This window comes from Bradyrhizobium sp. LA6.1, assembly GCF_040547805.1.
Lineage (GTDB): Bacteria > Pseudomonadota > Alphaproteobacteria > Rhizobiales > Xanthobacteraceae > Bradyrhizobium > Bradyrhizobium barranii.
The window spans coordinates 84,296-109,469 of record NZ_JBEPQK010000016.1; the positions used below are offsets into that span (position 1 = coordinate 84,296).

General features: G+C 60.7%; 23 protein-coding genes and 2 pseudogenes. 20 read left to right on the forward strand and 5 right to left on the reverse strand.

What is annotated here, in order from left to right:
* Positions 1-22 precede the first annotated feature (22 nt).
* The 4 genes from ABIB99_RS31735 to ABIB99_RS31750 all read left to right on the forward strand — a co-directional run bounded on the left by ABIB99_RS31735 (position 23) and on the right by ABIB99_RS31750 (position 5,481).
* On the forward strand, positions 23-2,875 hold the full coding sequence (locus tag ABIB99_RS31735; protein ID WP_354121850.1) for an NHLP bacteriocin export ABC transporter permease/ATPase subunit: 2,853 nt from the start codon (positions 23-25) through the stop codon (positions 2,873-2,875).
* Between the two features lie 63 nt (positions 2,876-2,938).
* Positions 2,939-3,448, forward strand: a complete 510-nt coding sequence (locus ABIB99_RS31740) for a cyclic nucleotide-binding domain-containing protein (RefSeq protein ID WP_247314881.1) — start codon at positions 2,939-2,941, stop codon at positions 3,446-3,448.
* 125 nt (positions 3,449-3,573) lie between these two features.
* Positions 3,574-3,753 carry a hypothetical protein gene (locus ABIB99_RS31745; RefSeq protein ID WP_247314882.1) on the forward strand — a complete coding sequence of 60 codons (180 nt, stop codon included), beginning with the start codon at positions 3,574-3,576 and terminating at the stop codon, positions 3,751-3,753.
* A gap of 369 nt (positions 3,754-4,122) precedes the next feature.
* Positions 4,123-5,481, forward strand: a complete 1,359-nt coding sequence (locus ABIB99_RS31750; RefSeq protein WP_247314883.1) for a tyrosine-type recombinase/integrase — start codon at positions 4,123-4,125, stop codon at positions 5,479-5,481.
* A 99-nt stretch (positions 5,482-5,580) separates the two neighbouring features.
* Here ABIB99_RS31750 and ABIB99_RS31755 read toward each other — a convergent pair whose 3' ends face one another.
* Together ABIB99_RS31755 and ABIB99_RS31760 are read right to left on the reverse strand one after the other, a co-directional pair.
* Positions 5,581-6,552: a GlxA family transcriptional regulator gene (locus ABIB99_RS31755; protein WP_354121849.1), complete on the reverse strand. Its 972-nt coding sequence runs from the start codon at positions 6,550-6,552 to the stop codon at positions 5,581-5,583.
* A gap of 166 nt (positions 6,553-6,718) precedes the next feature.
* On the reverse strand, positions 6,719-7,675 hold the full coding sequence (locus ABIB99_RS31760; RefSeq protein WP_247314885.1) for a GlxA family transcriptional regulator: 957 nt from the start codon (positions 7,673-7,675) through the stop codon (positions 6,719-6,721).
* Positions 7,676-7,822: 147 nt separating this feature from the next.
* Here ABIB99_RS31760 and ABIB99_RS31765 point away from each other — a divergent pair, with 147 nt between their 5' ends.
* From ABIB99_RS31765 to ABIB99_RS31800, 8 genes are all read left to right on the forward strand, one after another.
* A complete protein-coding gene (locus ABIB99_RS31765) occupies positions 7,823-8,695 on the forward strand; it encodes an alpha/beta fold hydrolase (protein WP_354116252.1) in 873 nt (290 codons plus the stop codon).
* Between the two features lie 301 nt (positions 8,696-8,996).
* Positions 8,997-9,140 carry a hypothetical protein gene (locus ABIB99_RS31770; RefSeq protein ID WP_247314888.1) on the forward strand — a complete coding sequence of 48 codons (144 nt, stop codon included), beginning with the start codon at positions 8,997-8,999 and terminating at the stop codon, positions 9,138-9,140.
* Positions 9,141-9,182: 42 nt separating this feature from the next.
* Positions 9,183-9,557, forward strand: coding sequence for a hypothetical protein (locus ABIB99_RS31775; RefSeq protein WP_027568291.1), 375 nt, complete (start codon positions 9,183-9,185; stop codon positions 9,555-9,557).
* 162 nt (positions 9,558-9,719) lie between these two features.
* Positions 9,720-10,118: a hypothetical protein gene (locus ABIB99_RS31780; protein WP_354121848.1), complete on the forward strand. Its 399-nt coding sequence runs from the start codon at positions 9,720-9,722 to the stop codon at positions 10,116-10,118.
* A gap of 114 nt (positions 10,119-10,232) precedes the next feature.
* Positions 10,233-11,243 (forward strand): nitrilase-related carbon-nitrogen hydrolase, encoded by a 1,011-nt coding sequence (locus tag ABIB99_RS31785; RefSeq protein ID WP_354121847.1) that lies wholly within the window; start codon positions 10,233-10,235, stop codon positions 11,241-11,243.
* 134 nt (positions 11,244-11,377) lie between these two features.
* The gene (locus tag ABIB99_RS31790) at positions 11,378-12,199 is read left to right on the forward strand and encodes an alpha/beta fold hydrolase (protein ID WP_247314893.1); all 822 of its coding nucleotides are present in this window, start codon (positions 11,378-11,380) and stop codon (positions 12,197-12,199) included.
* A gap of 87 nt (positions 12,200-12,286) precedes the next feature.
* Positions 12,287-13,225, forward strand: coding sequence for an NmrA family NAD(P)-binding protein (locus ABIB99_RS31795; protein WP_247314895.1), 939 nt, complete (start codon positions 12,287-12,289; stop codon positions 13,223-13,225).
* Between the two features lie 265 nt (positions 13,226-13,490).
* The gene (locus tag ABIB99_RS31800) at positions 13,491-13,994 is read left to right on the forward strand and encodes a DUF8737 domain-containing protein (RefSeq protein WP_354121846.1); all 504 of its coding nucleotides are present in this window, start codon (positions 13,491-13,493) and stop codon (positions 13,992-13,994) included.
* Between the two features lie 902 nt (positions 13,995-14,896).
* Here the strand turns inward: ABIB99_RS31800 and ABIB99_RS31805 are convergent.
* Positions 14,897-15,316, reverse strand: coding sequence for a helix-turn-helix domain-containing protein (locus tag ABIB99_RS31805; RefSeq protein WP_354122410.1), 420 nt, complete (start codon positions 15,314-15,316; stop codon positions 14,897-14,899).
* Between ABIB99_RS31805 and ABIB99_RS31810 the strand changes: the two genes are divergently transcribed.
* The 3 genes from ABIB99_RS31810 to ABIB99_RS31820 all read left to right on the forward strand — a co-directional run bounded on the left by ABIB99_RS31810 (position 15,224) and on the right by ABIB99_RS31820 (position 19,380).
* Positions 15,224-16,240 carry an integrase core domain-containing protein gene (locus tag ABIB99_RS31810; protein WP_354116317.1) on the forward strand — a complete coding sequence of 339 codons (1,017 nt, stop codon included), beginning with the start codon at positions 15,224-15,226 and terminating at the stop codon, positions 16,238-16,240. The two genes, ABIB99_RS31805 and ABIB99_RS31810, sit on opposite strands and share 93 nt — an antisense overlap.
* 173 nt (positions 16,241-16,413) lie before the next feature.
* Positions 16,414-16,749: a ferredoxin FdxA gene (gene fdxA / locus ABIB99_RS31815; RefSeq protein WP_247315912.1), complete on the forward strand. Its 336-nt coding sequence runs from the start codon at positions 16,414-16,416 to the stop codon at positions 16,747-16,749.
* 1,431 nt (positions 16,750-18,180) lie between these two features.
* Entirely contained in the window at positions 18,181-19,380 is a 1,200-nt protein-coding gene (locus ABIB99_RS31820) for an IS256 family transposase (RefSeq protein ID WP_247457813.1), read from the forward strand.
* A gap of 516 nt (positions 19,381-19,896) precedes the next feature.
* On the opposite strand, the pseudogene ABIB99_RS44530 reads toward ABIB99_RS31820, so the two are convergent.
* Together ABIB99_RS44530 and ABIB99_RS31835 are read right to left on the reverse strand one after the other, a co-directional pair.
* A pseudogene (locus ABIB99_RS44530) lies at positions 19,897-20,911 on the reverse strand (IS110 family RNA-guided transposase).
* Between the two features lie 600 nt (positions 20,912-21,511).
* The gene (locus ABIB99_RS31835; RefSeq protein WP_354122150.1) at positions 21,512-21,739 is read right to left on the reverse strand and encodes a hypothetical protein; all 228 of its coding nucleotides are present in this window, start codon (positions 21,737-21,739) and stop codon (positions 21,512-21,514) included.
* Here ABIB99_RS31835 and ABIB99_RS31840 point away from each other — a divergent pair.
* From ABIB99_RS31840 to ABIB99_RS31860, 5 genes and pseudogenes are all read left to right on the forward strand, one after another.
* Positions 21,686-21,958: pseudogene (locus ABIB99_RS31840) on the forward strand (serine hydrolase domain-containing protein); the annotation flags it as partial. The gene ABIB99_RS31835 and the pseudogene ABIB99_RS31840 overlap by 54 nt on opposite strands.
* Positions 21,959-22,017: 59 nt before the next feature.
* Positions 22,018-22,629, forward strand: a complete 612-nt coding sequence (locus tag ABIB99_RS31845; protein ID WP_502916691.1) for a serine hydrolase domain-containing protein — start codon at positions 22,018-22,020, stop codon at positions 22,627-22,629.
* On the forward strand, positions 22,629-23,933 hold the full coding sequence (locus tag ABIB99_RS31850) for a serine hydrolase domain-containing protein (RefSeq protein ID WP_354122152.1): 1,305 nt from the start codon (positions 22,629-22,631) through the stop codon (positions 23,931-23,933). Before ABIB99_RS31845 ends, ABIB99_RS31850 begins: the two co-directional genes overlap by 1 nt.
* Complete coding sequence (locus ABIB99_RS31855) at positions 23,869-24,438, forward strand: PDZ domain-containing protein (RefSeq protein ID WP_354122153.1); 570 nt, start codon at positions 23,869-23,871, stop codon at positions 24,436-24,438. Before ABIB99_RS31850 ends, ABIB99_RS31855 begins: the two co-directional genes overlap by 65 nt.
* 307 nt (positions 24,439-24,745) lie before the next feature.
* Positions 24,746-24,946, forward strand: coding sequence for a DUF6494 family protein (locus tag ABIB99_RS31860; protein WP_212491321.1), 201 nt, complete (start codon positions 24,746-24,748; stop codon positions 24,944-24,946).
* Positions 24,947-25,174 lie beyond the last annotated feature (228 nt).

Genomic DNA, 25,174 nt, shown 5'->3' on the forward strand with positions numbered 1-25,174 from the left:
TCCACATCTCGAAATCCCGCCCTTGAGCGAAGTCGCCTCGTCCGCCCCGGTGGCGCTCGAGAGCCATCGACCGCTACCGATCGATGACGTCGATCGCGTCCTTCACGTCGTGCGTGGCTATGTCGACATTTTTGCGGTGAGGGAGACTGCCGCGGGCGAGCCGAGCCGGCGGCATCATCTGTTTCGGGTCGAGCAGGGCGGCGTCGTTTTCGGCCTGCCCGGTATCTGCGATGCGAGCAGCAATTCGCTTGCCGCTATTGCGGTTGGCGGTCTCGAGACGGAGATCGTGATCGGTCGTCGCGGCCGTTTTGCGGATCGGGACAGGATCGACGCATGGACTGCGCAGGTCGCAGGACTCATCGCAGCCTCCCCTGCAGGAGCACTCGTGCAGCAGGCCGCGATCGGATCGCAATACACCCTGGCGTCGACGGAGTTTCTCCGGTTGTCCGGCCGGCGGGTCGGCTGGATTGGGATCGAGCGCGGGACCATCGGCGTGATGGCGATGCCGGAGAGCGATGCCTCAGACGTCCCCGTGCCGATGCCGCCGGGAACGTGGATCGTCGCCCGTGAGGAGGCCACCCTGACGGTTCGGGAGAGCGGGGCGTTTCCGCTTGCCGAGATATGGGCCGGCCTCGATCGATTCCATGTACGCGTGATGGAGAGCCTGCGTCGCAGGATCGACGAGGACGCCGTCGCGGAGGCCGAGCGCCTGCGCCAGCGTTCGAATCTCAACCGGATGCGGACCAGAAGCGTTGTTGGTCGTCTTGCCGGGATCATCGCCGCCGAAGCCGGATCGCAGTCCGGCACGGTTGGCGCCAGCCATCTGCTTGCCGCCTGCCGGAAGGTCGGAGATGCCATGGGCATATCGCTCGAAGCTCCGGCCAGCATGCTGTCCGGAAGCGACGATCTCGCGAACGCAACGATCATCGCAAGGGCGTCGCGGGTGCGGAGCCGGCGCCTGTTGCTGCGAGCGGAGTGGTGGACAAACAGCGCCGGTCCGTTCGTTGCGTTTCTCGGCGAAGACCGACGGGCTGTCGCGGTCCTGCCGGGGCCAAGCGGTCGCCACATCATCGTCGATCCCGGTGCCGGCACGCGCCGCGACCTGACGCGGGCGACCGCATCCGAGCTGGCTCCCGAAGCCGTGACGTTCTATCGGCCGCTGCCGTCGCGGGCCCTGATGGTTCGCGATCTCTTCACATTCGGCGCCGCGATGGTTCGGGCCGATCTCCTGCGCATCATGCGGGCGGCCTTGTCCCTCGGCCTTCTCGCGCTGGCGCCGCCCCTGGTCACCAAGCTTCTGATCGATTCCGTGCTGCCGCGCGCGGAAGCCGACCAGCTCCTGATCTGCACCATCGCGCTCATTGTCGTGACTTTGGTCGCCGGCGGATTTCAGATGATGCAGGGGATCGCCATGCTCCGGCTCGAGAGCCGGCTGGATTGGGCGTTTCAGGCGGCGGTCGTCGACCGTCTGCTGCGGATGCCGGTCGCGTTCTTCCGCGACTTTTCCGTCGGCGATCTCGGCGACCGCGCGCTTGGGATCGAAGCCGTGCGCACGATCGTCACCGGCCGCGTCATTCGCGGATGCTTGGCCCTGGTACCCTGCTTCTTCAGTTTTGCCGTGATGCTGTACCTCGATGTCAGGCTTGGCATGTTGGCTGCTGCACTCGCCGTGCTGCGCGTCGCAATCGTGGTGGCGATCAGTCTGGCCCGGCTGTCGCATGAACGCGAGAGCCTTCATCTGCAGGGACTGCTGGAGGGATTGGTTCTGCAGTTTATCACCGGCGTCGGAAAACTGCGGATCGCCAATGCGACCATGCACGCGCTGGCCATCTGGGTCGAGCGCTTCGCCGAACAGAAGCGCAATTTCGTCACGTCGCAGCGCGCGCGAAATCTGCAGAAGAGCCTCGAAGCGGCATTTCCGCCATTGGCGACGCTGCTGATCTTTGCGGTGGCTGAGAATGTGTCTGGCCTCAAGCACGACCTCGGCACCTTCCTCGCGTTCTATGCGGCATTCGGCCTGTCGCTCGCTGCGGTCGGCGAGTGGGCGCAGGCCGTCGGCGAACTGCTGGTCGCCATCCCGAGGATCGAGCGGCTCCGGCCGATCATCTCGACGGCGACTGAAATCAGCGACGACCGGAAATCGGTCGGCGACATCAGCGGCGCGATCGAGTTCGCCAATGTGTCGTTCCGCTATGGTGGCGACGGGCCGCCGATTCTCGACGACATCAGCCTCAGCATCGGCGCAGGCGAGTACCTCGCCATTGTCGGCCCGTCGGGAAGCGGGAAATCGACACTTTTCCGTCTGCTGCTCGGCTTCGAGAAGCCTCAAGCGGGCGTAATTTTTGTCGACGGTAAGTCACTCGAGACTATCGACATTGGACTGCTGCGTCGGAAGGCCGGTGTCGTGCTGCAGAATTCCAGGCTCGCATCCGGCAGCATCTATGACAACATCTGCGGCGGAGCCCAACTGTCGATTGACCGCGCCTGGGAGATTGCACGGCTGGCGGGACTCGATGCCGACATCGAAACCATGCCCATGGGCATGCAAACGATCATTGCCGAAGGCATCAGCCCGCTTTCGGGCGGTCAACGCCAGCGACTGCTGATCGCGCGGGCGCTTGCCCACGGACCGAAGCTCCTGCTGATGGATGAGGCGACCAGCGCGCTCGACAATCCGACCCAGGCCGTTGTCAGCGATTCGATATCGCGGCTCAATCTGACTCGCATCGTCATCGCACACCGGCTCAGCACCGTTCAGTCGGCGGACCGGATTGTCGTCCTGGGTGGTGGGAGGATCGTACAGACCGGCACCTTTGCCGAGCTGATGGCGCAGCCGGGCCTGTTTACGGATTTCGCAGAACGTCAACTGGCTTAGGGAGCCGATATGCGCAAGGTCCTCTTCATATTTGGCGTGCTGAATGATTCCGACATCGACTGGATGGCGCGTACCGGCTTCCGCCGCGGAATTGGACGACAGGAAGTCTTGATCCGGGAGGGCGTGCCGATCGACGCGATGGTCCTGCTGTTGCAGGGAAGGATGGGCGTGAGCGTGTCCGGCGCCGGTGAGATCGCCCAGCTCGAGGCCGGTGACTTCATTGGCGAGATGTCGCTGGTCGATTCGGTGCCGCCCTCGGCCACGGTTGCTGCGAAGATCGATTCCGTCGCCCTTTTTCTCGACAAGAAAATCCTGCTCCGGAAGCTCGCGGGAGACCACGCGTTCGCCAGCCGATTTTATCGCGCTCTCGCAATCCTGCTGTCGGATCGCCTGCGGGCCACCGAGCGCAGGATGGCCTACGGCGAGCAGGACCATGGACTGGGTGACGAAGCGATACGCCTGAAGGATGAGCTTGATCCTGGCGTCCTCGATCAGGTGTCGGTGGCAGGCGAGCGATTTGACCGTCTGCTCAAGTTTGTCGAGCAGGTCGCGATGAAGGGTGCCAAATCCTGAGGTCGAGGCAGGGCCTTTCGGAATTTCCCGCTTACCGACGACGAAGTACGACATCTGCCGTATCGCTCGCAAACGAATCCAACGGTACCTTTCCCCCTCAAGCGCACCAAGCAAAGGAGCATTTGATGACGGACGACAAGTTGCATCAACAAGCGAACAGCGCTCCGACTGGGCAGCAAGTGAGCGAGCAAAAGATCTCGTCAAACTCGCATAAGGATGCGCTCGGCGACAGCTCGCTGGATGACGTTTCAGGCGGGCTTTGGCCGTCTGTAATGTCCGGCAGCACATACAACCGGACCATCTGATTTCTTGCTGACCAACAACGCGCGTCATCCGATGGCGTGATCGAAGAGTTCGGCCCGGCCGCGGTGCATCGGGCCGGAAATAGCCATCGCGTAAATACTCGCTTCTCCGCTTTGCCCATTCCCGGTGGAAAGGGCGTCAGGTCATCGTGCGCCCGACACGGTTCGAACGTGTGACCTCTGCCTTCGGAGCAAGATAACGTACCCATCCGAAAAATGCGATAGGGCACGCTATGCTACGCTATCCACCTGAAGCAACTGGGTATTCTCAACAACAACAGCGACGTTCCTATCCGAAACCCCGCACCGATTTTCTCCCGCCTGCTTACGCGTTGCTTACTTGGGAGATCGCGCCTGGAACGAAGGAACGTCATGGTCAAGATCACGAAGAGGGTTGTCGAGGCGGCGGATGCCCGAGAGAAGGACTACCTCATCTGGGACGACGAGCTACCGGGCTTTGGACTCCGGGTTTTTAGCTCCGGAAAGCGCAGCTACGTCATCCAGTATCGATCGAGAGGTCGGTCTCGTCGATACACAATTGGGCTTCACGGAGCCTGGGCACCAGAGACGGCACGCCGAGAGGCAAGGGTGCAACTCGGCCGGGTCGCTGGGGGTGATGATCCCGTCGAAGATCGCCAACTCGATCACAAGGCGATCACTGTGAGGGAGCTGTGCACCCGCTATCTCGCGGATCTGCAGGCCGGCCTCATCCTTGGGAAAGGCGGGCGACCGAAGAAGGCCTCAACGATCACCACAGACACGGGCCGCATTGAGCGGCACATCATTCCGCTCCTAGGAACCAGGCGGGTCAAGGATCTCACCAAGACCGACATCAACAAGGTCCTCAAGGACATCATGGCCGGAAAGACCCGGGTGTCGGTCAAGACTAAGAAGCTGCGCGGCAAGGCCATCGTCCGGGGCGGCGCTGGAACGGCCACGCGTACCGTGGGCCTTCTCGGCGGCATCCTTACCTACGCCGTCGAAGCAGGGATCATCGAGAGCAACCCGGCCCATGGTATCCGCAAGCCAAAGGACAATGTGCGAAAGCGTCGACTATCGGAGGCGGAGTATCGAATACTCGGTCGGATGCTCCGCGACGCCGCCAAGCAGCAGAAATACACCACGATCGGGGACATTGTCCGTCAGATTGCGCTGACCGGCTCCCGGCGAAGCGAAATGATCGGCTTGAAATGGACGGAGGCTGATACCGAGGCGAGTTGTTTGCGACTGGAGGACAGTAAGGAAGGTGAATCGATCCGCCCCGTAGGATTGCCTGTCGTCGAATATCTCGAGCAGCGTCGCACCGACCATGTCGGCACATTTGTTTTCCCGGGGCAGGGCGAGGACAACGCGTTCGGCAGTTTCCCGAGCCATTGGAAGCATATCTTCAAGGACTCCCCGCTATCCGATGTGACGCCGCACGTCCTCCGTCACAGCTTCGCGAGCATGGCCAACGATCTCGGCTTTACCGAGGTGACCATCGCGGCTCTGGTCGGTCATGCCAAAGGTTCGGTGACGAGCAAGTACATCCATACGCTTGACACCGCGCTCATCATGGCTGCGGACACCATCTCGGGCTATATTCAGGGGCTCCTTGACGGCATCGAATTCAAGCAAACCGCCTACGCGTTGGACCGCGATTCACGAAAAGCCGCGCTGGCCCGCTTCTTAAAGAAGGCATCCAACGGCGACCACGAAGACGGCGAAGAGGATCGCCGCTTGGCCGCCTAGGTATAATCGGCGCTTAGTGGGGTTGCAGGCGACTTATCCCCAAAGAGAATGCGCTCCGTAGATGCCAATCCTGACAGAAAACCTCGGCCAGACCCAAAGTCAGGCAGTCGCCACCGCCTCCCGTCGAGCAATCCTGCGCAACACCTCCGGGGGCACACCGAAGGCCCGGAGAAACGCCCGCCGCATGCGTTCGCGGTCAGCAAAACCCGCTTCCTGCGCTACGACGTTAACCGTGTGCCGCCCTTCCTCCATCATGAACCTGGCAGCTTCCAGCCGAAGTCGCTCGACAGCCTTCGCCGGGGGCTGACCCGTCTCGGCCAGAAAAGAGCGGCTGAACTGACGAGGGCTGAGGTTGGCGACGGCCGCAAGCTCCTCGATTGTGAGCGGATTCCGCAGATTTTGACGGATGTACGCCACGACCAATTCTATGCGATCGGATTTCGGCGTCATGTCGAGGAGAGCGGAATGCTGTGTTTGTCCGCCCATCCGACGTTGATTAATGACCATAAGCTTGGCAGCGACCTTCGCAACTTCGGGACCCAGGTCCTTATCGATCATCGCTAGGACAAGGTCGATTCCTGCGGTCATTCCAGCCGACGTCCAGATCGGACCGTCATTGATGTCGATCCGGTCCTCCTCCATCCTGACATCCGGAAACCGAGCCTTGAAACTTGCCGCTTGAATCCAATGCGTTGTCGCACGGCGACCATCAAGAAGTCCGGCTTCAGCGAGAACAAACGCCCCGTTGCAAAATGAAGCGGTGCGCCTCGACGCCCTCGCAGCTTCTTGCACGAAGGCAATCAAGTTTGCGCTCGATGGGGCCATTTCGAACGCGGTGATCGCGCCGACAATAATTGTATCAAAAGCCGGATCGCCGAATGCTTCGGTGTCAACGGTCAAACCACAGGAAGATCGAACGGGACCGCCGTGCTCTGACAACAGATGGAGGTCATAGTGGGTATCGGCCGGAGGCGGCTTCGCAAGCCCGAATCCCGTCATTTCGAATGCCGTCATGGGCGCAAGACTCAAGAGCTGGAAGTCGTGCGGGACAATGAGACCTACCCGATGCATGGCTGCTCCTACTGTCCGAAATGTGGATGATAGTCCAGACGGGTATCATCCAGGAGGCATGCTCTGCTGTCGAACCCGGATGCTCACGCACGGGCCGGATGGCCGAGAGCGCCGTTCGGCCCCGCATTGAGAGCCAGACTCAAGCCTACATTTTTTATAGCCCAAGTCAGGCAGCCGCCACCGCCTCCCGTCGAGCGTTCCTGCGCAATATCTCCGGTGGCACGCCGAAGGTCCGGAGGAACGCGCGCCGCATGCGTTCTCGGTCCACAAAGCCCGTTTCCCGCGCCACGACGTTAACCGTGTGCCGTCCCTCTTCGATCATGAACCTAGCGGCCTCCAGCCGGAGCCGCTCCACGGCTTTTGCTGGTGACTGGCCGGTCTCAGCCAGAAAGGCGCGGCTGAACTGGCGGGGGCTCAGGTTGGCGACCGCCGCAAGCTCTTCGATCGTCAATGGGTTCTGCAAATTTTGGCGGATGTGCGCCAGGACCAATTCGATGCGATCGGACTTCGGCGTCATATCAAGGAGTGCGGAATGCTGTTTTTGTCCACCCATCCGACGCTGGTTCATGACCAGAAGCCTAGCGACCATTTTCGCGGCTTCGGGACCGAGATCATTATCGATCAACGCCAGAACGAGGTCGATCCCCGCGGTCATTCCCGCCGAAGTCCAGACCGGTCCGTCATTGATGTAGATGCGGTCCTCCTCCGCCCTGACATCCGGGAACCGAGCCCTGAAACTATCTGCATGAGCCCAATGCATCGTCGCGCGTCGACCATTCAGAAGGCCCGCTTCAGCCAGCACAAACGCGCCGCTGCAGATCGAGGCGATCCGCCTGGATGCTTTGGCTGCCTCCTGCACGAACGCGATCATGGTCGCATCGGACGAAGGCATGTCCATCTCGGTGATCGAACCCACGATAACTGTGTCGAAGGCGGGATCTCCGAACGCCTCGGTTTGCAGCGTCATTCCTGACGAAGACCGAACCGGACCGCCATGCTCTGACAACAAATGGATGTCGTAGCGCTGGTCGGCGGGAGGCAGATTGACGATTTCGAATGCCGTCAGAGCCGCAAGGCTCATCAGCTGAAACCGTTGCGGCACGATGAAACCGACCCGATGCATTTTCGCTCCTGTGGCACGAATGGTGGCAAGAACGACCTACGTCAGCCCCGCCGTAATCGCTAGAGTCCGAGCAACAAATCTCGCACTGGCTCCTCGCCGCTAAGCGACACCCATGTCAGCGCTTCCGTGAGGAAGAAAGGATGATGCATGTCTTCCGATCACGCCGCCTTCGTCGAGCATCGCATTTCTAGGGGCGAAGGAAAAGTCTACGCTCGAGATTATGCGGGTTCTGGCCCGGCCTTCGTACTCATGCACGGCTTCCCCGACAATCTGCACATCTGGGACGACCTGATTCCGCACTTGGTCGCCAGCGGGCGGCGCGTGGTGACGTTCGATTTTTTGGGCTTTGGCGCCTCCGACAAGCCCGCCGGCACCGTCTATAGCTTTAAGCAGCAACTTGGCGACCTTGAAGCGGTGGTCGAGGGTCTGGGTCTGGGGACGATCGTCCCGGTCGCTCACGATTCCTCGGGGATGGCGGCGCTCAACTACGCGCTCACCCATTCGGACGGTGTCGATTCCGCGATCATGCTCAACTCGGCCTATAGCGAGGACTCCACGGTTCTTTGGCCCGAGATGATCACGCTGTTCGCGACCCGGAGCATGCAGCCCCTGGCCATGGCGATCGCCCAGAGCCCCGAACAGTTTGGCTGGCTGCTGAGATGGCAGCAGAAGAAATTCCTGGATTCTTTGCCCGAGGCGCAAAAGTCCCATTTCAGCGCGTTCATCGGTCCGCTGATCAGCGACAACTTTATCGTCCAACCTGGCGCCGGTCCTGCCTTCGTCCAGTTGGCGGCGGAATTCTTCGATGAACATGCCCGAAACGCAAAGCATCTGACGGCGCTCAAGACGCTGGATATTCCAGTCAAGCTGATCTGGGGACGGTACGATCCTTACTTCCCCGCCGCCATGGCCGAGCGGCGCCAGTCTCAGCTCAAGAATGCGTCCCTCACCGTCATACCGGCAGGTCATTGGCTGCAGGCCGACGAGCCCGCGCAAGTGGCGAAGGCGATGCTGTCATGAGCCGCGTCCTCGACAAGCTCGCTGTGAACGCGACCCGCATGACCAGGCTCGCCTGCTTCGGCGCCCTCGTCGCGATGTTCGTAGCGATCAGCCCGGCCACTTCGTCCGCTCAGTCGGCACCATCTTCGGGCCTTGACGTACCGACCACCAAGCTGCTGGCGATCGGACCTTCACAGCCAAAGGGACGCCGGACCAGTGGAAGCCGCTCCTTCCTTCTGAAGTGCGCGACACCGTACGGCTCTATCTCGCTGGGAGAATCGACCAATGGTACCTCAAGCAGGACCAGAGCGGTGTCGTGTTCATGATGAACGTCACCGATCCGAAGGAGGCTCTGGAACTGCTGGGCAGGTTTCCTTTCGGCCAGGCGGGGATGATGGAATTCCAGATCATCCCGCTCGGCCCGATCGCGCCGCTTCGCGTGCTTTTGACCGAGCCTGCGAAGTAGTTCGCGGCGCTCCGGACCAATCTATCAAAAGGAATTAGCAAAATGCCCGACAACAAGAATCCGCGCGTTCATGCCGAGATACTGCCCGCGCTTGCCGCCGTCGTCGTTCCGACGACCAAGATCCTGGCGATCGGGTCGGTCACGGCCAAGGGCACGCCCGCGGCAATCGCACCGGTTCTGCCCCATGAGGTTCGTGCGACGGTCCGCAATCATCTCGCTGGAAAGATCGAGCAGTGGTTCTTCCAGACGGAGGGCTACGGCGTCGTCTTCATCGTGAACGCGACCAGCACTGCGGAAGCGCACGAACTCCTAGAGAAGCTTCCTCTTGGTGTGGCCGGCATGATGGAATTCGAGCTGATCGCTCTCGGCCCGCTTGCGCCGCTCGCCATGCTCATCGGTGAGCCTCCGCGTTCGTGATGCGATCCGCAAACCGCGTTGGGAACTTGGTAGCGCCCCAGACTCCGTCAGACCGCATTCGTAGCTTCGTGACTACCCGATCGCTCCGCTTCGGATGCTTTTTACGGATACTGCGAAGTCGTTCGTGGTCCCCCTACCGATATGCCGAGAGCAAGCAGTAAAATGCCTGACGTCAAGAATCCGCGCGTCCATGCCGAGATATTGCCCGCGCTCGCCGCCGTTGTCGCTCCGACAACCAAGATCCTGGCGATCGGCTCGGTCACGGCGAAGGGCACACCCGAGGCGATCGCCTCGGTCCGCCCCCATGAGGTTCGCGCCACGGTTCGCAATCATCTCGCTGGAAAAATCGAGCAGTGGTTCTCCCAGACAGAGGGCCGCGGCGTCGTCTTCATCGTGAACGCCACCAGCACGGCAGAGGCGCACGAACTCCTGGAGAAGCTTCCACTCGGCGTCGCCGGAATGATGGAATTCGAGTTGATCGCTCTCGGGCCGCTTGCGCCGCTCGCCATGCTCATCGCCGAACCTCCGGGTTCGCAAAGCGATCCGCGGGTTTCGTTGTGAGCTTGGTGGCGCTCCAGGTTCCATCGCCAACCGATTGAGGTCGACCGGGGTATGGTGAAGCCATGTCGGGGACCAAAGATTACATCAACAACCCGCCAAAAAGGACCCGCCACGATGCCTGTTGTCAAAGCCGCGGCCGTGCAGATCAGTCCCGTTCTCTACAGCCGGGAAGGCACTGTTGGCAAAGTGGTCAAGAAAATCATCGAGCTTGGGCGCCAAGGCGTCCAGTTCGCGACCTTCCCGGAAACGGTCATTCCTTACTACCCCTATTTTTCCTTCGTCGAAGCGCCCTACCTTATGGGCGCGGAGCACTACAAGTTGCTCGATCAGGCTGTGACCGTGCCGTCTGACGCCACCAGGGCTATCGGTGAGGCCGCAAAGCAAGCCGGCATGGTCGTCTCCGTCGGCGTCAACGAGCGCGATGGCGGCACGATCTATAACGCGCAACTCCTGTTCGATGCCGACGGCACACTCATCCAGCACCGTCGCAAGATTTCTCCGACCTATCATGAACGCATGGTCTGGGGTCAGGGCGATGGCTCCGGGCTGCGCTGTGTCGACAGCGCCATAGGGCGCATCGGTCAACTGGCCTGCTGGGAGCATTACAACCCGCTGGCCGGCTACGCCTTGATGGCCGACGGCGAGCAGATTCACTCCGCTATGTATCCTGGCTCGTTCGCCGGCGACGGTTTCTCCGAGCAGATTTCAGTCAATATTCGCCAGCACGCACTGGAGGCCGGGTGTTTCGTGGTCTGTGCGACCGCCTGGCTGAACGCTGAGCAGCAAGCTCAGATCATGAAGGATACCGGCTGCAGCATCGAGCCGATCTCTAGCGGCTGCTTCACCGCGATCGTCTCTCCAGAGGGCGCATTGATGGGCGCGCCGCTGCGATCGGGCGAAGGCGAGGTCATCGCCGATCTCGATTTCTGGGCTATCGACAAGCGCAAGCGCCTGATGGACTCGCGCGGTCACTACAGCCGCCCGGAACTGCTCAGCCTCCTGATCGACCGTACGCCGAAGTCCCATGTGCATGAGCGCAACGCGCATCCAGCGCTGAAATCCCTAGACCCGGCCGATCGGCTGGAAGAAGTCGACTCGCGTCTGGTAGTGGCAGCTACCTCATGACTTCACGCCGGCATCTTCTTCTCACTGGCGGCGGTCTCGTCGCCGCGCTCGGCCTCCCGAAAGCGGCGCTCGCGGACGCGACGAAGGTCGCCAGGCCGCCAGCCCACCAACCTGCTCACAAAGGATCAAAGCTCATGACGACCGCGACAATGAAAGACGGCGCGAAGATCTACTTCAAGGACTGGGGTGCCGGTCCGGTCGTAACCTTCTCCCATGGCTGGCCGCTCACCGCAGACGCCTGGGACGCCCAGATGCTGTTCCTGGCGAACCACGGCTACCGCGTTATTGCTCATGATCGACGCAGCCATGGTCGATCGGATCAGACCTGGACCGGCAACTACATGGATACCTATGCCGACGATCTCGCCACACTACTCGAGACGCTCGACGTCAAGGGTGCGACGATGATCGGCCATTCGACCGGTGGAGGCGAGGTGGCGCGCTATATCGGCCGCCATGGCACATCGCGTGTATCGAAAGCAGTCCTGATTTCCGCGGTACCTCCCCATATGGCGCAGACGCCCACCAACCCTAACAGCGCGCCGATGAGCGTCTTCGACGGTCTGCGCGCGAGCCTGCTTGCCGATCGGGCGGGGTTCTTCAAAGAACTGGCAATGCCGTTCTTTGGCTATAACCGTCCCAATGCAAAGGTTTCGCAAGGCCAGATAGACTCTTTCTGGCTTCAGGGCATGATGGGGAGCCTCCAAGGCGAGCATGACTGCATCAAGGCCTTCTCCGAGACCGATTTTACGGATGATCTCAAGAAGATGACGATCCCAACCCTGCTGCTGCAGGGTAATGACGATCAGATCGTTCCTATCGACATCGCGTCCCGGCGTTCGGTGAAGATCCTGCCAAACGCGAGCCTGAAGGAATATGCCGGTGCTCCACATGGCATGTGCGTCACCCACGCCGATCAAGTGAACGCAGACCTGCTGGCCTTCCTCAAAGGATGACGGGGACGAAATCCTCCTGCCGATCGACCGGCGGCAAAAGCGGATACGTCGCGCGGCAAAGCATATTCATTCTGAGTGAGGCGAAAGATGAGCAAGGCACAACACGAACTTCCGATTCTGGTGACCGGGGCGGCTGGACGGATCGGCTCGGTGGGCCGCTGCGTGACGGAGCTGCTTCTCGCCCGTGGGTTCCGGGTACGAGCGCAGGTTCGTGTGGACGACGAGCGGGCCACAAGGTTGCGCGCGCTCGGTGCAGAAGTCGTGGTTGGCGATCTGCTTGATCTTATGGCGGTACATCGGGCGATCGAAGGGTGCGAACGTCTCTGCTTCGCAATGTCGGTCGCGCCGACCTATCTCGAAGCGGCTGTCAACGTCGCCGTCGTCGCGAAGCACCGCGGCGTAAAGGCGTTCGTCAATCTCTCCCAGATGACCGTCAACGAGATGGACATTTTCAATACGACCCCTAGCCCACAGCAAAAGCAGCATTGGTTGGCGGAGCAGATATTATCCTGGTCCGGGCTGCCAGTGGTGGAAGTACGACCAACGGCCTTCATGGAAGGGCTACTGCTTCAAACCGCGAAAACCGTCTCCATGCAGGACAAAATCATGGCGCCCTTTGGTAGGGGCAAGAACTCAGCCATCGCTGCAGCCGATGTCGCTCGGGTGATCGCCGAGATCTTGAGTGAGCCCGCCGAGCATATCGGCCAGGCCTACCATCTGACCGGCCCGGTTTCGCAGGACATGGACGCGGTTGCACGCGAGTTCTCGGTCGCGCTTGGTCGCACGATCTCGTACGTCAACGTTCCACTTGAGGTCATGAAGGGGCAACTCGCCACCTTCGGAATGCCGCTTCATGTCGTTGCGCACGTGGCGACCATGGCGGAACTACATCAGGACAACCGGTACGATCGGTTCAGCAATGATGTCGAAAGGCTGACCGGCATACGTCCGATGAGCGTTCGGGAATTCGTGCAGAAGAACGCACATGCGTTCGCACCGGTCGCGCCTTCGAGCGCGGCTGAATAAGCACGGCATCGTAGACAGGGGTCCGGCTTCGCTAAGGAGCGTGGTTGCGGGGCCAAGGCGAATCGCGGCCATCACGCTCGCGCCTCTAATTCTACCAGGCCGTTCATCACGAATGAGCCTTATCACGTCGCGCTTAAGTTGGCGGTCGATGTATGGCCCCTAAGTGCGACGAACTTTGGAGATGCAGGTTAGAAGTTCAACGCGTTTGCGATGCGGACCAGGGTTGCTTTCTAGTCACATTGAAGTCATTCATTGGATGAATCTCATGACCGACCTTATGATTTTCGGAATCAGCGTCGCGTTCAGCTTTGTAGCTTGGGGAGCGGTTTGCTCCCGCTACATTTGGCCATTTGTCCGATCCCGCTCATTGCCCGACGCGGCCACGCCGCTGCTTTATCTCAACGTATTTCGCTTCGTTGGGGCGTCTTTCTTTGTTCCTGGTGTCGCGGGCTCATTGCCCAGAGCCTTCGCGGCGCCCGGTGCTTTCGGCGACTTGTTTGCAGTTGTACTCGCTGGGGTGGCCCTAATGCTCCTGCGGAGACCGGCCGGATACGCCGCGCTCTGGCTCTTCAACCTGTGGGGAGCGGGCGATCTTCTATTTGCATTCTACCAAGGCCTCTTTGATGAAGACTTTCACCCCTCGGCACTGGGCGCCACGTTTTACATTCCGACCGTATATGTGCCCCTTCTTCTGTGTGTACATTTTATGCTTTTCGCGCTTCTCCTGAAGGCCCGGTCAATGTCGACCAACGCAGCCGCCGGAAGCTAATAAGGTGAGTCCGCGAAGGAGCGCTTCTGGCGGATATTGTTGAAAAAGTCTATTTGGCGACAAACGAAATTTCTCAGGGCCGCCGATGCATTTCGCATCCAGGGACCTGGGCCCACATCGTTTCACACCAAGACGGCCACCAGCCTTCGTACCAGCGCTGAAGAGCGCTTTAGCGTTAGAGACGGCCAAGAGTGGACATTCGCGCGGTTTCGATGTCGTTCGGGTTTCGTTTTTCAACAGTATCGGCGCGAAGCGGTCGTTGTGGATGTCTCGCTAGCTCCCGCTATCCTGACCTAGCCCGAACAACTTCCTCTCGGTGAACTGGACCGACCTGCATTGCGAGCGCTAAATTAGGCGCGTGTTACTCCCAACTGCTTACTCGCGCGAATGAACCAGAACTGAAGTCCGAGGCTGGGTCTGCATATCGCGTTGTAAAACAAAGGAAAGCTGGCGCACCCGACACGATTCGAACGTGTGACCTTTGCCTTCGGAGAGAAATACTTCAGCCGAGCGAGCGAGGTTGGCTTCTCGATCGGGCGCCATGTGTGGCTATGCCCCCTTGCTCGGATAGGCAGCGAAAGGCAATCGGTCATCTCGCGATGCACCACACGGCAACTTTCATCACTGCGGCAGCGGTTTCCGCGCCAGGCTGGGGAGACCCGCTTGCGGGGCTTCAGCGGGCCAACAGCCCGGCCGCAGGGCGACGGCCAATTGCCCAGCCGAAGGTTCCGCAAAGACATGGCTATGACGAATTGCGAGCAACCATCCATTTCTGGCTGAATGCCGCAAATGATGTAGCGTTGACTTCGTTCGACGCGACCGCTTGCACTCTCCTGGCAAGCTCATCCTGGCCAAACCACGAGTGCATGGCAAGTTGGCCGCACTGGACGGCGGTCGCCCGACTATGGGAGCAATCCTTGCCGAAACGCGAGAGCCACAGCGTGTGGAAGGGTCAGTGCAGCAAGATTTCGCCTGGCATTGTCCAGATGATACTTCACCCCACGCGACGAAACCCCTAGAAGGTCGGCAATGTCCTGCATCGTCTTGCCATCAGAGATCCACGCGAGACACTGCCGCTCGCGCTGAGTCAGCGGGCTTCCCTGCTGACCATCGGCGGGCGTGCGTCCGATTCTGGCGGCGTTCACATGCGCATGATAGGTGAGGCCCATTGTGTGTACCGAAAACCTAATCCGAGTTGATGACCTGATGGAATCACCTAAGCTGGCGGAATGATTGGGCTGCTCTGTTTCGTTCTGGCCGTCCTGGCCTCGCCCTTCAAGTCGAAGTTGCGGCTTGAAGCCGAGAACGCGGTGCTTCGACATCAGTTGATTGTCTTGAGGCGCAGGCCTCGTGGTCGCGTCCGGCTCACGAACCATGATCGCTGGTTCTTGATCCAGCTGTATCGCTGGTTTCCATCAATCCTGAAGGTTCTCACAATCATCCGGCCCGAGACGCTCGTGCGTTGGCACAGGGCCGGCTTTCGCTGCTACTGGCGTTGGAAGTCGCGCCCACAGGGAGGGCGACCGCAGATCGACACGGAACTGCGCGCCTTGATCCGGCGGATGAGCGTCGAAAATCCGCTTTGGGGCGCGCCGCGCATCCACGGCGAACTGCTCAAGCTCGGGTTTGAAGTCGCGCAGTCGAGCGTCGCCAAGTACATGGTCAAACGACGGGGGCCACCCAGCCAGGGATGGCGAACCTTCTTGCGCAACCACGCGCCGGACATTGCCGCCATGGATCTGTTCGTTGTTCCAACTATCGGTTTCGACCTGCTCTATGCGTTCGTCATCGTCCGGCTCGACCGTAGAGATATCGTCTGGACCAACGTCACAGCAAATCCGACCGCAGAATGGGTTGCGCATCAGATAACGGAGGCATTTCCCTGGGACGGGGCTCCCGGTTACATGATCCGGGACCGTGATCGCATCTACGGTGCGGTCGTCACACGCCGACTGCGTGCCATGGGCATCCGGGACAAGCCTATTGCACCGGCCTCACCCTGGCAGAATGGCTTTGCCGAACGGCTGATCGGGTCGATCCGGCGTGAATGTGTGGACCACATCATTGTCCTGGGCGAGGCACATCTGCGCCGGATTCTGAAATCTTACGCTCGCTACTATAATGAGACGCGGACGCACTTGGCCTTGGATAAGGATGCGCCGGTTTCTCGCCCGGTTCAGCGAACCGGTGTGGTCAGGTCACTTGCCGTCCTAGGCGGACTTCATCACCACTACGCCCGAGCTTAAGTTTTCGGTACACACAACGGGCCCCTCGGCCGTTGAATGCCTGCTCCTCGGTGTTCCGATTCAGCCAGAGGATGTAGGTCTTCTGTGCGTCCATTTTCAACCCATGAACGAGCACCGCGAGGACGGATACCATGAATGAGTTCACTGCTGCGATCTGCTGAAAGGACGCTTAATTGACCTTCGTCGTCAACGAGAGCTGTATTCGCTGCAAAATCATGGACTGCGTCGAAGTGTGCCCCGTGGACTGCTTCTACGAGGGCGAGAACATGCTCGTCATCCACCCGGACGAATGCATCGACTGCGGGGTCTGCGTGCCGGAATGCCCGGTCGACGCGATCAAGCCTGACACCGAGCCGGGGCTAGAGAAATGGCTGTCGCTGAATGCGGAATACGCGAAAATCTGGCCAAATATTATGGTCAAAAAAGCGCCCCCGCCCGACTCTAAGGAATGGGAGGGGAAGCCGGACAAACTCCAATACTTCTCGCCAAATCCCGGCGCGGGTGATTGAGGCGGACAGCGCCCGCGCCGCAACATTCACCTTCGCAGTTTGCCAGCCTTGGTTCGCGTTTGAGATCCCTCAGGCGCATACTTAGACAACCACCGCTCCGCCTCCTAGGCATTACTACCGGTGACAGAGAGTGCGCTCCCCCTGTTCGAGGGAAGCATCATGCCCCAATCTCAACGCCTCTCGTCCGTCATTCCATTCGCTGCAATTGAGCGTCCCGCCTGCCCGAAGTGCAAGGCCCGGATGATGCTCGTTAGCATCGAGCCATAGCACGCGCCCGGGGCGTCGACTTGCGCTGTTTGCAATCAGGTACTTACGACCTTTGCCGCGTTTGAAGACCCCATGAAGTCCAAGGGCCTTGGCCGCTGGCTTCTAGGCGATTTGCACCCACCGAAGTAAGGCCCGCCGGCGTGAACTGGCGGGTCAGGCGGCGTGGGACTAACTCGCGCCCTGGTTGTCAGATCTCCTCGGTCTCAGCCTCCGGCTCGCTGCGGTAGGCGTCTCGGAGCCCCAGGCGATTGAGGGGGACCGTCCGGGCTAAACGCACGCAAGCCGCCGGGCTTCCCCAGCGGCTCAAGCGTTGCGTAGCGATGGGTTGCGACGCGCAGCGTCGTGTGGTGGAACGTGCGATGCGCCGAGGCGCGTCGCGTTACCTACCGTGATGTCGATAAGTCCTACGCGTCTCATCGACGCCCCCAACATGGTGCCGTCGCGAGGCGACTTCAAGACAGCGCGGCTGCCATAAAACGTGCGCCATCTGTTTGTGATGCCATCTCCTTATGATCGTGCCTAAGAAGGCCACAGCTGCCGTAACGAGATGTAGCAAATCCATGGAATATAATAGACACGCGCGTCGTTTTTCGATTGCGATGCCTGCCTCGTCCGAGCCGGTCATCCTCATCAGCGCCGACCTATTCAAGGAGTGAAGAGCTTTCGCGGGCATTGAGTACGCCACTATCCTCGAACGAAGGAGAACAACCCGTTTGTCGCAGTCGCCTCATCGACAACAGAAAAATCGAAATCTTCAAAGCCCCGGCATTGTCCGGGGCTTTTGCTTATAGCCATCTCAGTGGCGCTCTCCTCGTCGCAAGAAATGCAAGCCCGATGTCGCCTATTGGCCGATATTGTTGCAAAAGTCTTTTTGAGGGGGCGAACGAAAATTCTTAGAGCCGCCGATGCGTTTTACGCGAGGCGACGTGAGGGACCATATCGTTTCATCCCAAATTGATCACGGACCTCCGTAATGGCGTTGAAAGGCGACGCGGCAGCAGAGAAGGGTCGTGTCCCCGGAGGTGGTGTAGCTCGGTAGAGCAAAGCCGCCCGGACGCGCGCCCCCAGTAGCGCCGTAGCGGGCGGGCGGCTTTGCGGTGGTCACCGGCAGTTCTCCGGTAGGATCGGGTTGCGACACGCGCCAACGCAACCGAGGACCCGCCGATGACCGACGACATGATGAACCTGCGCACGCTCGTAGAGAAGACCCCTGATGCCGATCTGCTGCGCGAGATGATCGGCTTTGCTGCCCAGCGCCTGATGGAGCTGGAAGTCGAAAGCCAGACCGGGGCCGCCTATGGCGAGAAGAGCCCCGAGCGCTTGGCCCAGCGCAACGGTTACCGCGACCGGATCTGGGAGACCCGCGCCGGCGCGGTGGAACTGCGCATTCCCAAGCTGCGCAAGGGCTCTTACTTCCCGGGTTTCCTGGAGCCGCGCCGGATGGCCGAGAAGGCGCTCACCGCCGTGGTGCAGGAAGCCTACGTGCAGGGCGTCTCGACCCGTTCGGTGGACGATCTGGTGCAGGCGATGGGCATGACCGGCATCTCCAAGAGCCAGGTCAGCCGGCTGTGCGGCGAGATCGACGACAAGGTGAAGGCGTTCCTTGGCCGTCCGATCGAGGGCGACTGGCCCTATCTGTGGATCGACGCCACCTATGTGAAGGTGCGCCAGAATGGCCGCATCGTGTCGGTCGCGGTGATCGTCGCGGTCGGCGTCAACAGCGACGGTCGCCGCGAAGTTCTCGGCATGGATATCGGCCCGTCAGAGGCCGAGACGTTCTGGACGGCGTTCCTGCGCAAGCTCGCCCGCCGCGGCCTGCGCGGCGTCAAGCTGGTCGTGTCCGACGCCCACGAGGGCATCAAGGCCACCGTGGCCAAGGTGCTCAACGCCAGTTGGCAGCGCTGCCGCGTTCACTTCATGCGTAATGCGCTGGCGCATGCCGGCAAGAGCGGCCGTCGCGTGGTCTCCGCCTTCATCGCCACCGCCTTCGCCCAGGACGATGCCGAGGCCGCGCGTACGCAATGGCGCAAGGTTGCGGATCAGCTCCGGCCCAAGCTGCCGAAGTTGGCCTGCTTCCTCGACGAGGCCGAGACCGACGTGCTCGCCTACATGACGTTCCCGCCGCAGCATCGGACCAAGCTGCACTCCACCAATCCGATTGAACGCCTCAACGGCGAGATCAAGCGGCGGACCGAGGTGGTCGGCATCTTCCCCAACGAGGATGCCATCGTCCGCCTCATCGGAGCGATCCTGCTCGAACAGAACGATGAGTGGGCGGTCCAGCGCGCCCGCTACATGACACTGGAAACCATCGCGCCGTTGAGCGATGATCCGAGCGTCAGCATCACGGCTATCGCCAGCTGACCGACCCGGCCCTCGCCGGCGAACGCGGTGACCCGCCGCCAGCTACACCACGCTAGGGGACACGATCCAGAGAAGTCCAACGATCAGCTTTTGCGAGAGTTTTAGGGTTGTTCGATTTCCGACTTTTGCAACAATATCGGCCCTTTTCGGACCTCCGCTTTAGTCCTCCAAATGTCTGCTATTGGGGCAAACTGAGAAATGATTTTTGGGCGGCCAGCCCTTCGGGCGGTCACGCTCTAGTCTCGGGCATAGATCCGCGACCGGAGCCACCGCTTGCCGGTGTCTCCGCCCATTCGGGTAACGATCGTTGCCGCATCATGCGGCTATCGTTCCGCGATCCACCGCTGCCTGGCCCGCGCTTCTGTCCGGAGTCAGCCCTGCGGCATGCTCCATGATGGGGTCCGGCGAGTTGGGTCGTCCAAGCTCACAGCGCGTGCTTGAGCACAGCACAGGGATCGAAACGGACTGACCCTCCCCACGTCCTCGGCAGAGCAGATCGTTACGCCGGGACGATCCTTATGTGGGTTGGGTCAAAGGCGGCTTTCCGAAGCGGAAGTCCGTTTCCTCGACCCACATCCGATGCATGATAATCGCGAGTTTGCGGGCAACTGCCACGCACGCTTTTCTGGACCCGATACGTTTGGCGAGCTTGACGCCCCAGGCCCGAAGTGTCGACCACTTTTTGGAAATCCGCATGTGCGAGTTCGCGGCTTCATAGAGCGCATGCCGCATCAGCTTGTCACCGCATTTGCTGATATTGCCTGATCGATCAATCTCGCCTGACTGATAAACGCGAGGGGTCAATCCCAGATGCGCCGCCACGGCCCTGGAATCCTTGAACCGCCCTGGATCGTCAATCGTCGCCTTGAACGATAAGCTCACGAGCGGTCCAACGCCGGATACGGTCATCAACCGCTTGCAAACATCATCCTTGCGAGCCATTTGCGAAAGCTGCCGATCCATGAGGGCTTTGTGCTTACGCATCATGTTGCGCGCTTCGAGCAGTGGCTCGATGGCCATCCGCAAGTCAGGCGCATCCGCGAGCAGAGTTTCGACCCTCACCGCAAGACGGCTTCGGTGCACTGCACCAAGCTTTAACCCATGCACCTTCATCAATCCCCGGATTGTGTCTTCGATCGCCAGCATGTGATCGACGAACTTCTTGCGCGAGTGACGCTTTGCTCTTCACGTGCACCGATCGATATTGTCCGAGGCGCATCATCTCAGCGATGCCGCGCGCATCGCTGCGGTCGGTCTTGTTGGGACGAGAGGACAAGAAGCGCTGTGCATGCCGGGTCTCAATGCAAACGATCTGAAACCCACTCTCAACCAATGCGCCGTAAAGCCATTCGGAAAGCGGACAAGCCTCGATCCCGATGAGAGCGATTTTGTCGCGCCAAGGCGAAAGCACCTTTACCAACGGAACTGGCTCGCTTTCGGCTTTGCCTTCCCATACCGACGAGCCATCTGCCTCGACGACGCAGATTGATGTCATTCTTAGTGAAACATCCAGTCCGACATACAGGGTCATCGCTTGTCTCCTTTGCTGAGCCGAATCAACCCCGGCACAAGATTAGCGAGTGGCCGGGATCGGATTACCCCAGCTCGCGCAAGGGCTGCGGAGCTCCTCGCCGGGGGCACTCGGGAAAGGGGCCCGCCGTCATGAAGTATGCCGGCGTCGCTATCACTGCCCCGTTCCCGGGTGCCCTCTTAACCGGTCTCGTCGCTGCACTCGGTCCCGCGTGCCGCCTTCGGCGTCGCTATGCTCACGCTCCTGCGGGTGCCATTTTGCGTTGAGGCGATGCGCCCTTGGCGCACGCCTGATCGGGCCAGCGGCCCTAAATCACCTCAAGGCTAAGTCCCGAAGAATGGAACGCAGGGCGGAGCGCCTCGCAGATTTCGCATTCTGTCATTTGTCTGCGTGCGGCACTCTCGCATGCCGAGCTAGCTGGCCGCTTGGTCACGGCGGCGCCGATCCCGCCAGAAGAGGCTGAGAGTGAGAGTGCCGGCCGGGTTTTGCCGTGACGGGTTACAGGCTGCGAGAGAGGCTCGCGGCGCCCGTCGCGGAGATCCTTCCCCGCAATGAGCTGCGACAACGGGCCTCCTTATGCTATATCAGCGGTTTACCATTTTATTGACTGCGCTGGCGGCGCTTACGCTGCTGGTGGATTCGGCGCTTGCCGACGATTTGCAGATCGTCGGCGATCCGGACACTCTCGGCTTTTCGGCGAAACGGCTGGCGCGCATCACGTCTTGGTTTGAGACGCACACTAAAACGGGTGATCCCTCCGGTTTTGTCGTTGGGATCGCCCGAGGCGGAAAACTGGCCTACTTGCAGCCCACCGGTTTTGAGGATCACGACAAGAAAATTCCGATGCGGCCGGATTCGATCTTTCGCATCGGATCGATGTCCAAGCAGATCACCAGCGTCGCCACCATGATGCTGGTCGATGAAGGCAAGCTCGACCTCGATGCTCCCGTGGCGCAGTATCTGCCGGGGCTAAAGGATATGCAGGTCGTCAAGAAGGATCTGGCCACAGGTGATCCGATCCTCCTGGATCTTGCGCAGAAGGTTTTTGAACCGGCGAGGCGCGCGATGACCATCCGGGACCTTCTGCGCAATACTTCCGGTCTGGTTTGTGGCATGGGGGACTACGCCGACCCCGGATTTGGCAATGCGGCGGTACACCTGCTTTACGGCGCGCGGGCGCTGTTCCGGCGCGACAGCCGATCGCTTCGTTCGTGGCCAGCCTCGGCACACTCCCGCTGCTGCACCAGCCGGGTGAAGTCTGGGAATATTCGATCGGTTACGATGTGCTCGGGCGCGTTATCGAAGTCGTCTCGGGCCAGCCGTTCGACCAGTTCCTGCAAAACCGCCTGTTCGCGCCGCTTGGGATGGTTGACACCGGCTTCCATGTGCCGGAGGAAAAACTCGCCCGTCTCGTCGCCGTGCCGGGCGCGCAGCCGCCACCTCTTTCAGATGGCGACGTCGCGACGCCGCAAACGTTCTTTTCAGGCGGCGGGGGCATCGTTTCGACGGTCCCCGACTTCCTGCGCTTCTGCCAGATGCTGCTCAACGGCGGCGAGCTTGACGGTGCGCGCATTCTGAAACCGGAAACGGCCCGGCTGATGATGACAAATTCGCTGCCGCCCGACATCCACCTCGCTGGCCATGAAGCGGGTCCGGCTTATGGGACCGGGTGGGGGCTTGCGGACGCGTTCGGGCTTGCCAAGAAGGCGGCGGCGTAATGTCTTTCGGCGGTGGCGAGAAAGCACCCTCGCGTCGATCGGCTCTGACCGGACTTGCGGCGAGTTGTGTTGCTGCGTCGGTCAAGTGGAGTTGGGCCGCCGAGAGCGGCGGTGGCCCGGTTTTTTCCGCTGCTGGTCCGGATGCAGAGCTTTACGGTGCCACCGAGAACTATCCGGTGAAGGATCGCTGGCGCGTTTACCAGCCCGGCAATCCGGCTTCGCCAAAATACCGCGTCGGGGCATTCAGTCATTACGACGAGATTTTTCCAACGCGCTTGGTCAGTCGCGCAGCCACGGCCTGGCCGTTCAAGCGAACGCAGGCGGATGTCAGCTACCAGTACAAGGGAAGCCGCTCTTCGCTTGCGGATTATCTGTCGCGCAATCCAGTGACGGGTCTGCTGATCGCCAAGGATGACCGGATCCTAGTCGAGCAGTATCAATACGGCCGTACCGATCGCGACCGGCTGATATCGCAGTCGATGGCAAAATCGATCACCGGCATGCTGGTCGGTATCGCGATCTCGGAAGGCGCGATCAAATCTATCGACGATACCGCGGAAACGTATGTGCCTGGCTTGAAAGGCACCGAATATGGCGCGACGCCGCTCCGCGCGCTGCTCCACATGTCGTCGGGCGTGGAGTGCGGCGAGCAGGCCGACGAAGGCAAAGGCAGCGGCCGCGACCTCGATCGCTTGTGGGGCGACATGGTGCGCAAGCACTGGTTTTCCAACAAGGGCACCGTTGCCAGCATCGCGCAATTCAATCGGCGGATCGCGCCGCCGGGTACGCAATTCCGCTACGCCAGCATCGAAACGGATGTGCTTGGTCTGGTGCTGCGTTACGCAACGGGCAAATCACTCTCCGACTATCTCCAGGAACAGGTGTGGCAGCCGATCGGCACGGAAGCCGATGCCAAATGGCTGATCGACGCGGAAGGCTATGAAGTGGCGCACGGCTTCTTCAACGCCGTGTTGCGCGACTATGCCCGGCTCGCCCGCCTGCTCGCCCACGACGGAGCATGGGACGGCAAACAGATCATCCCGGCGCAATGGATGGTCGATGCAACCACGGTGCGCGCTTCCGACGGCTATCTGGCAAAGGCCGAGGGAGGGTTCGGCTACGGCTATCAGTTCTACCTGTTTCCCGGAAGCAGACGGCAATTCGCAATGTTGGGCCATCTCGGGCAGCGTATCCTTGTTGATCCGCCCTCGAAGCTGGTCATGGTGCAAACCGCCGTCGATGAAAAGTCCCCCGAAATCTGGCGACTATGGTCGGGCGTGGTCGCGCAGTTCGGGCAGGCTTGATCGGGTGCTTATTCCGTCTTCTCGGAAAACGTCGCGCGGAAGGGATGCGCCGGCCGACGGAGGTCCCGCCGCGAGGGCCGGCGTGATGGCGGGAGACCTCATCACTTCCATCGACGACGCATCGATCGATGGCCTGACCCTGGAAGCTGTACTTGGCCGGATTTCAGGCCCGGTCAACGCCACGATCAAGTTCAAAATCACCCGGCAGGGGCAGCACGATCCGCTTGTTGTTGCCTTTGCCCGGGAGGCGGTCCCCTTTCGCAGCATCCAGCTTCGGATCCGTGTCGCGGACGGCAAGCTCGTCGTTACAGCAATAGGCGGCTGGTCGATCCTTGATTTCGACAAGGGCCAGCCGACATCGGTGGCGGTTCGCTCAAAGGATGAATTCCAGGTCGAGAGTGGCGATCACACGCGGATCGCCTTCGTCAGAGACGCAGCCGGCAAAGTCAACGGCGCGGTTCTCAATCCGGGACCATGGGAGCAACGCGGCGTACTCGCACAATAAGGCACACTGACAGCTGATGAAATTGGCGGGAGCTTGCGTTGCTCGAACATCAGGTGTCCGGCGGCCCGAGATGGTGGCGGTCTCGACTTCCGCTCAGGGTCACAAGCGGCGATCGAGGACAGCGCCAGCCGTGTCCGGTCTACCTCAGACGGCCGACATCGCAGCGTCAGGTGTAGTCTTCAGCTTCGGGCCGAGGTCCAGGCAATCAGGTTGACGAGGAAGTCGGCGGCGACGCGAGCGGGGCCTCGATGTTTCGTCTTTGCTCGCCTCGTGTTAGACTTTGCCTGCCCGATCAGGGAGAACAGCCATGACCGCCGAGTTCGATGAAGACCGCTTCAATATGGCTATCCGTAAATTTCTGAAGCATGTCGGAGTTACATCGCAGCGTGAAATTGAGAACCTAGTGCGTAGCGGGGAGGTGAAGGGTGACAAGCTCAAACTGCGAATGACCCTGTCCGCTGAGGGGACGCCGCTGAAACATGTGGTCGAGGAAACAGTCGAGCTCTGACGATTGTCCCGGCTGTGGGAAGTCATGGCCTTGATCCTCACGAAGGCTATCATTGCGGTCGCCGGCCTAGCGATCCTTGTTGCGACTTTCCTTGTCTATGGGCGTAAGGGGCTGAAACAAGCGATCATTTCGAGTTCCTCGTCGCCGCAGTAATTCTGATGGCGACGCTCCGAGACGTCGGCTCCTAGCCAAGCCGGCCGAACGTCGCCTTCGGGTCAACAACGGTCC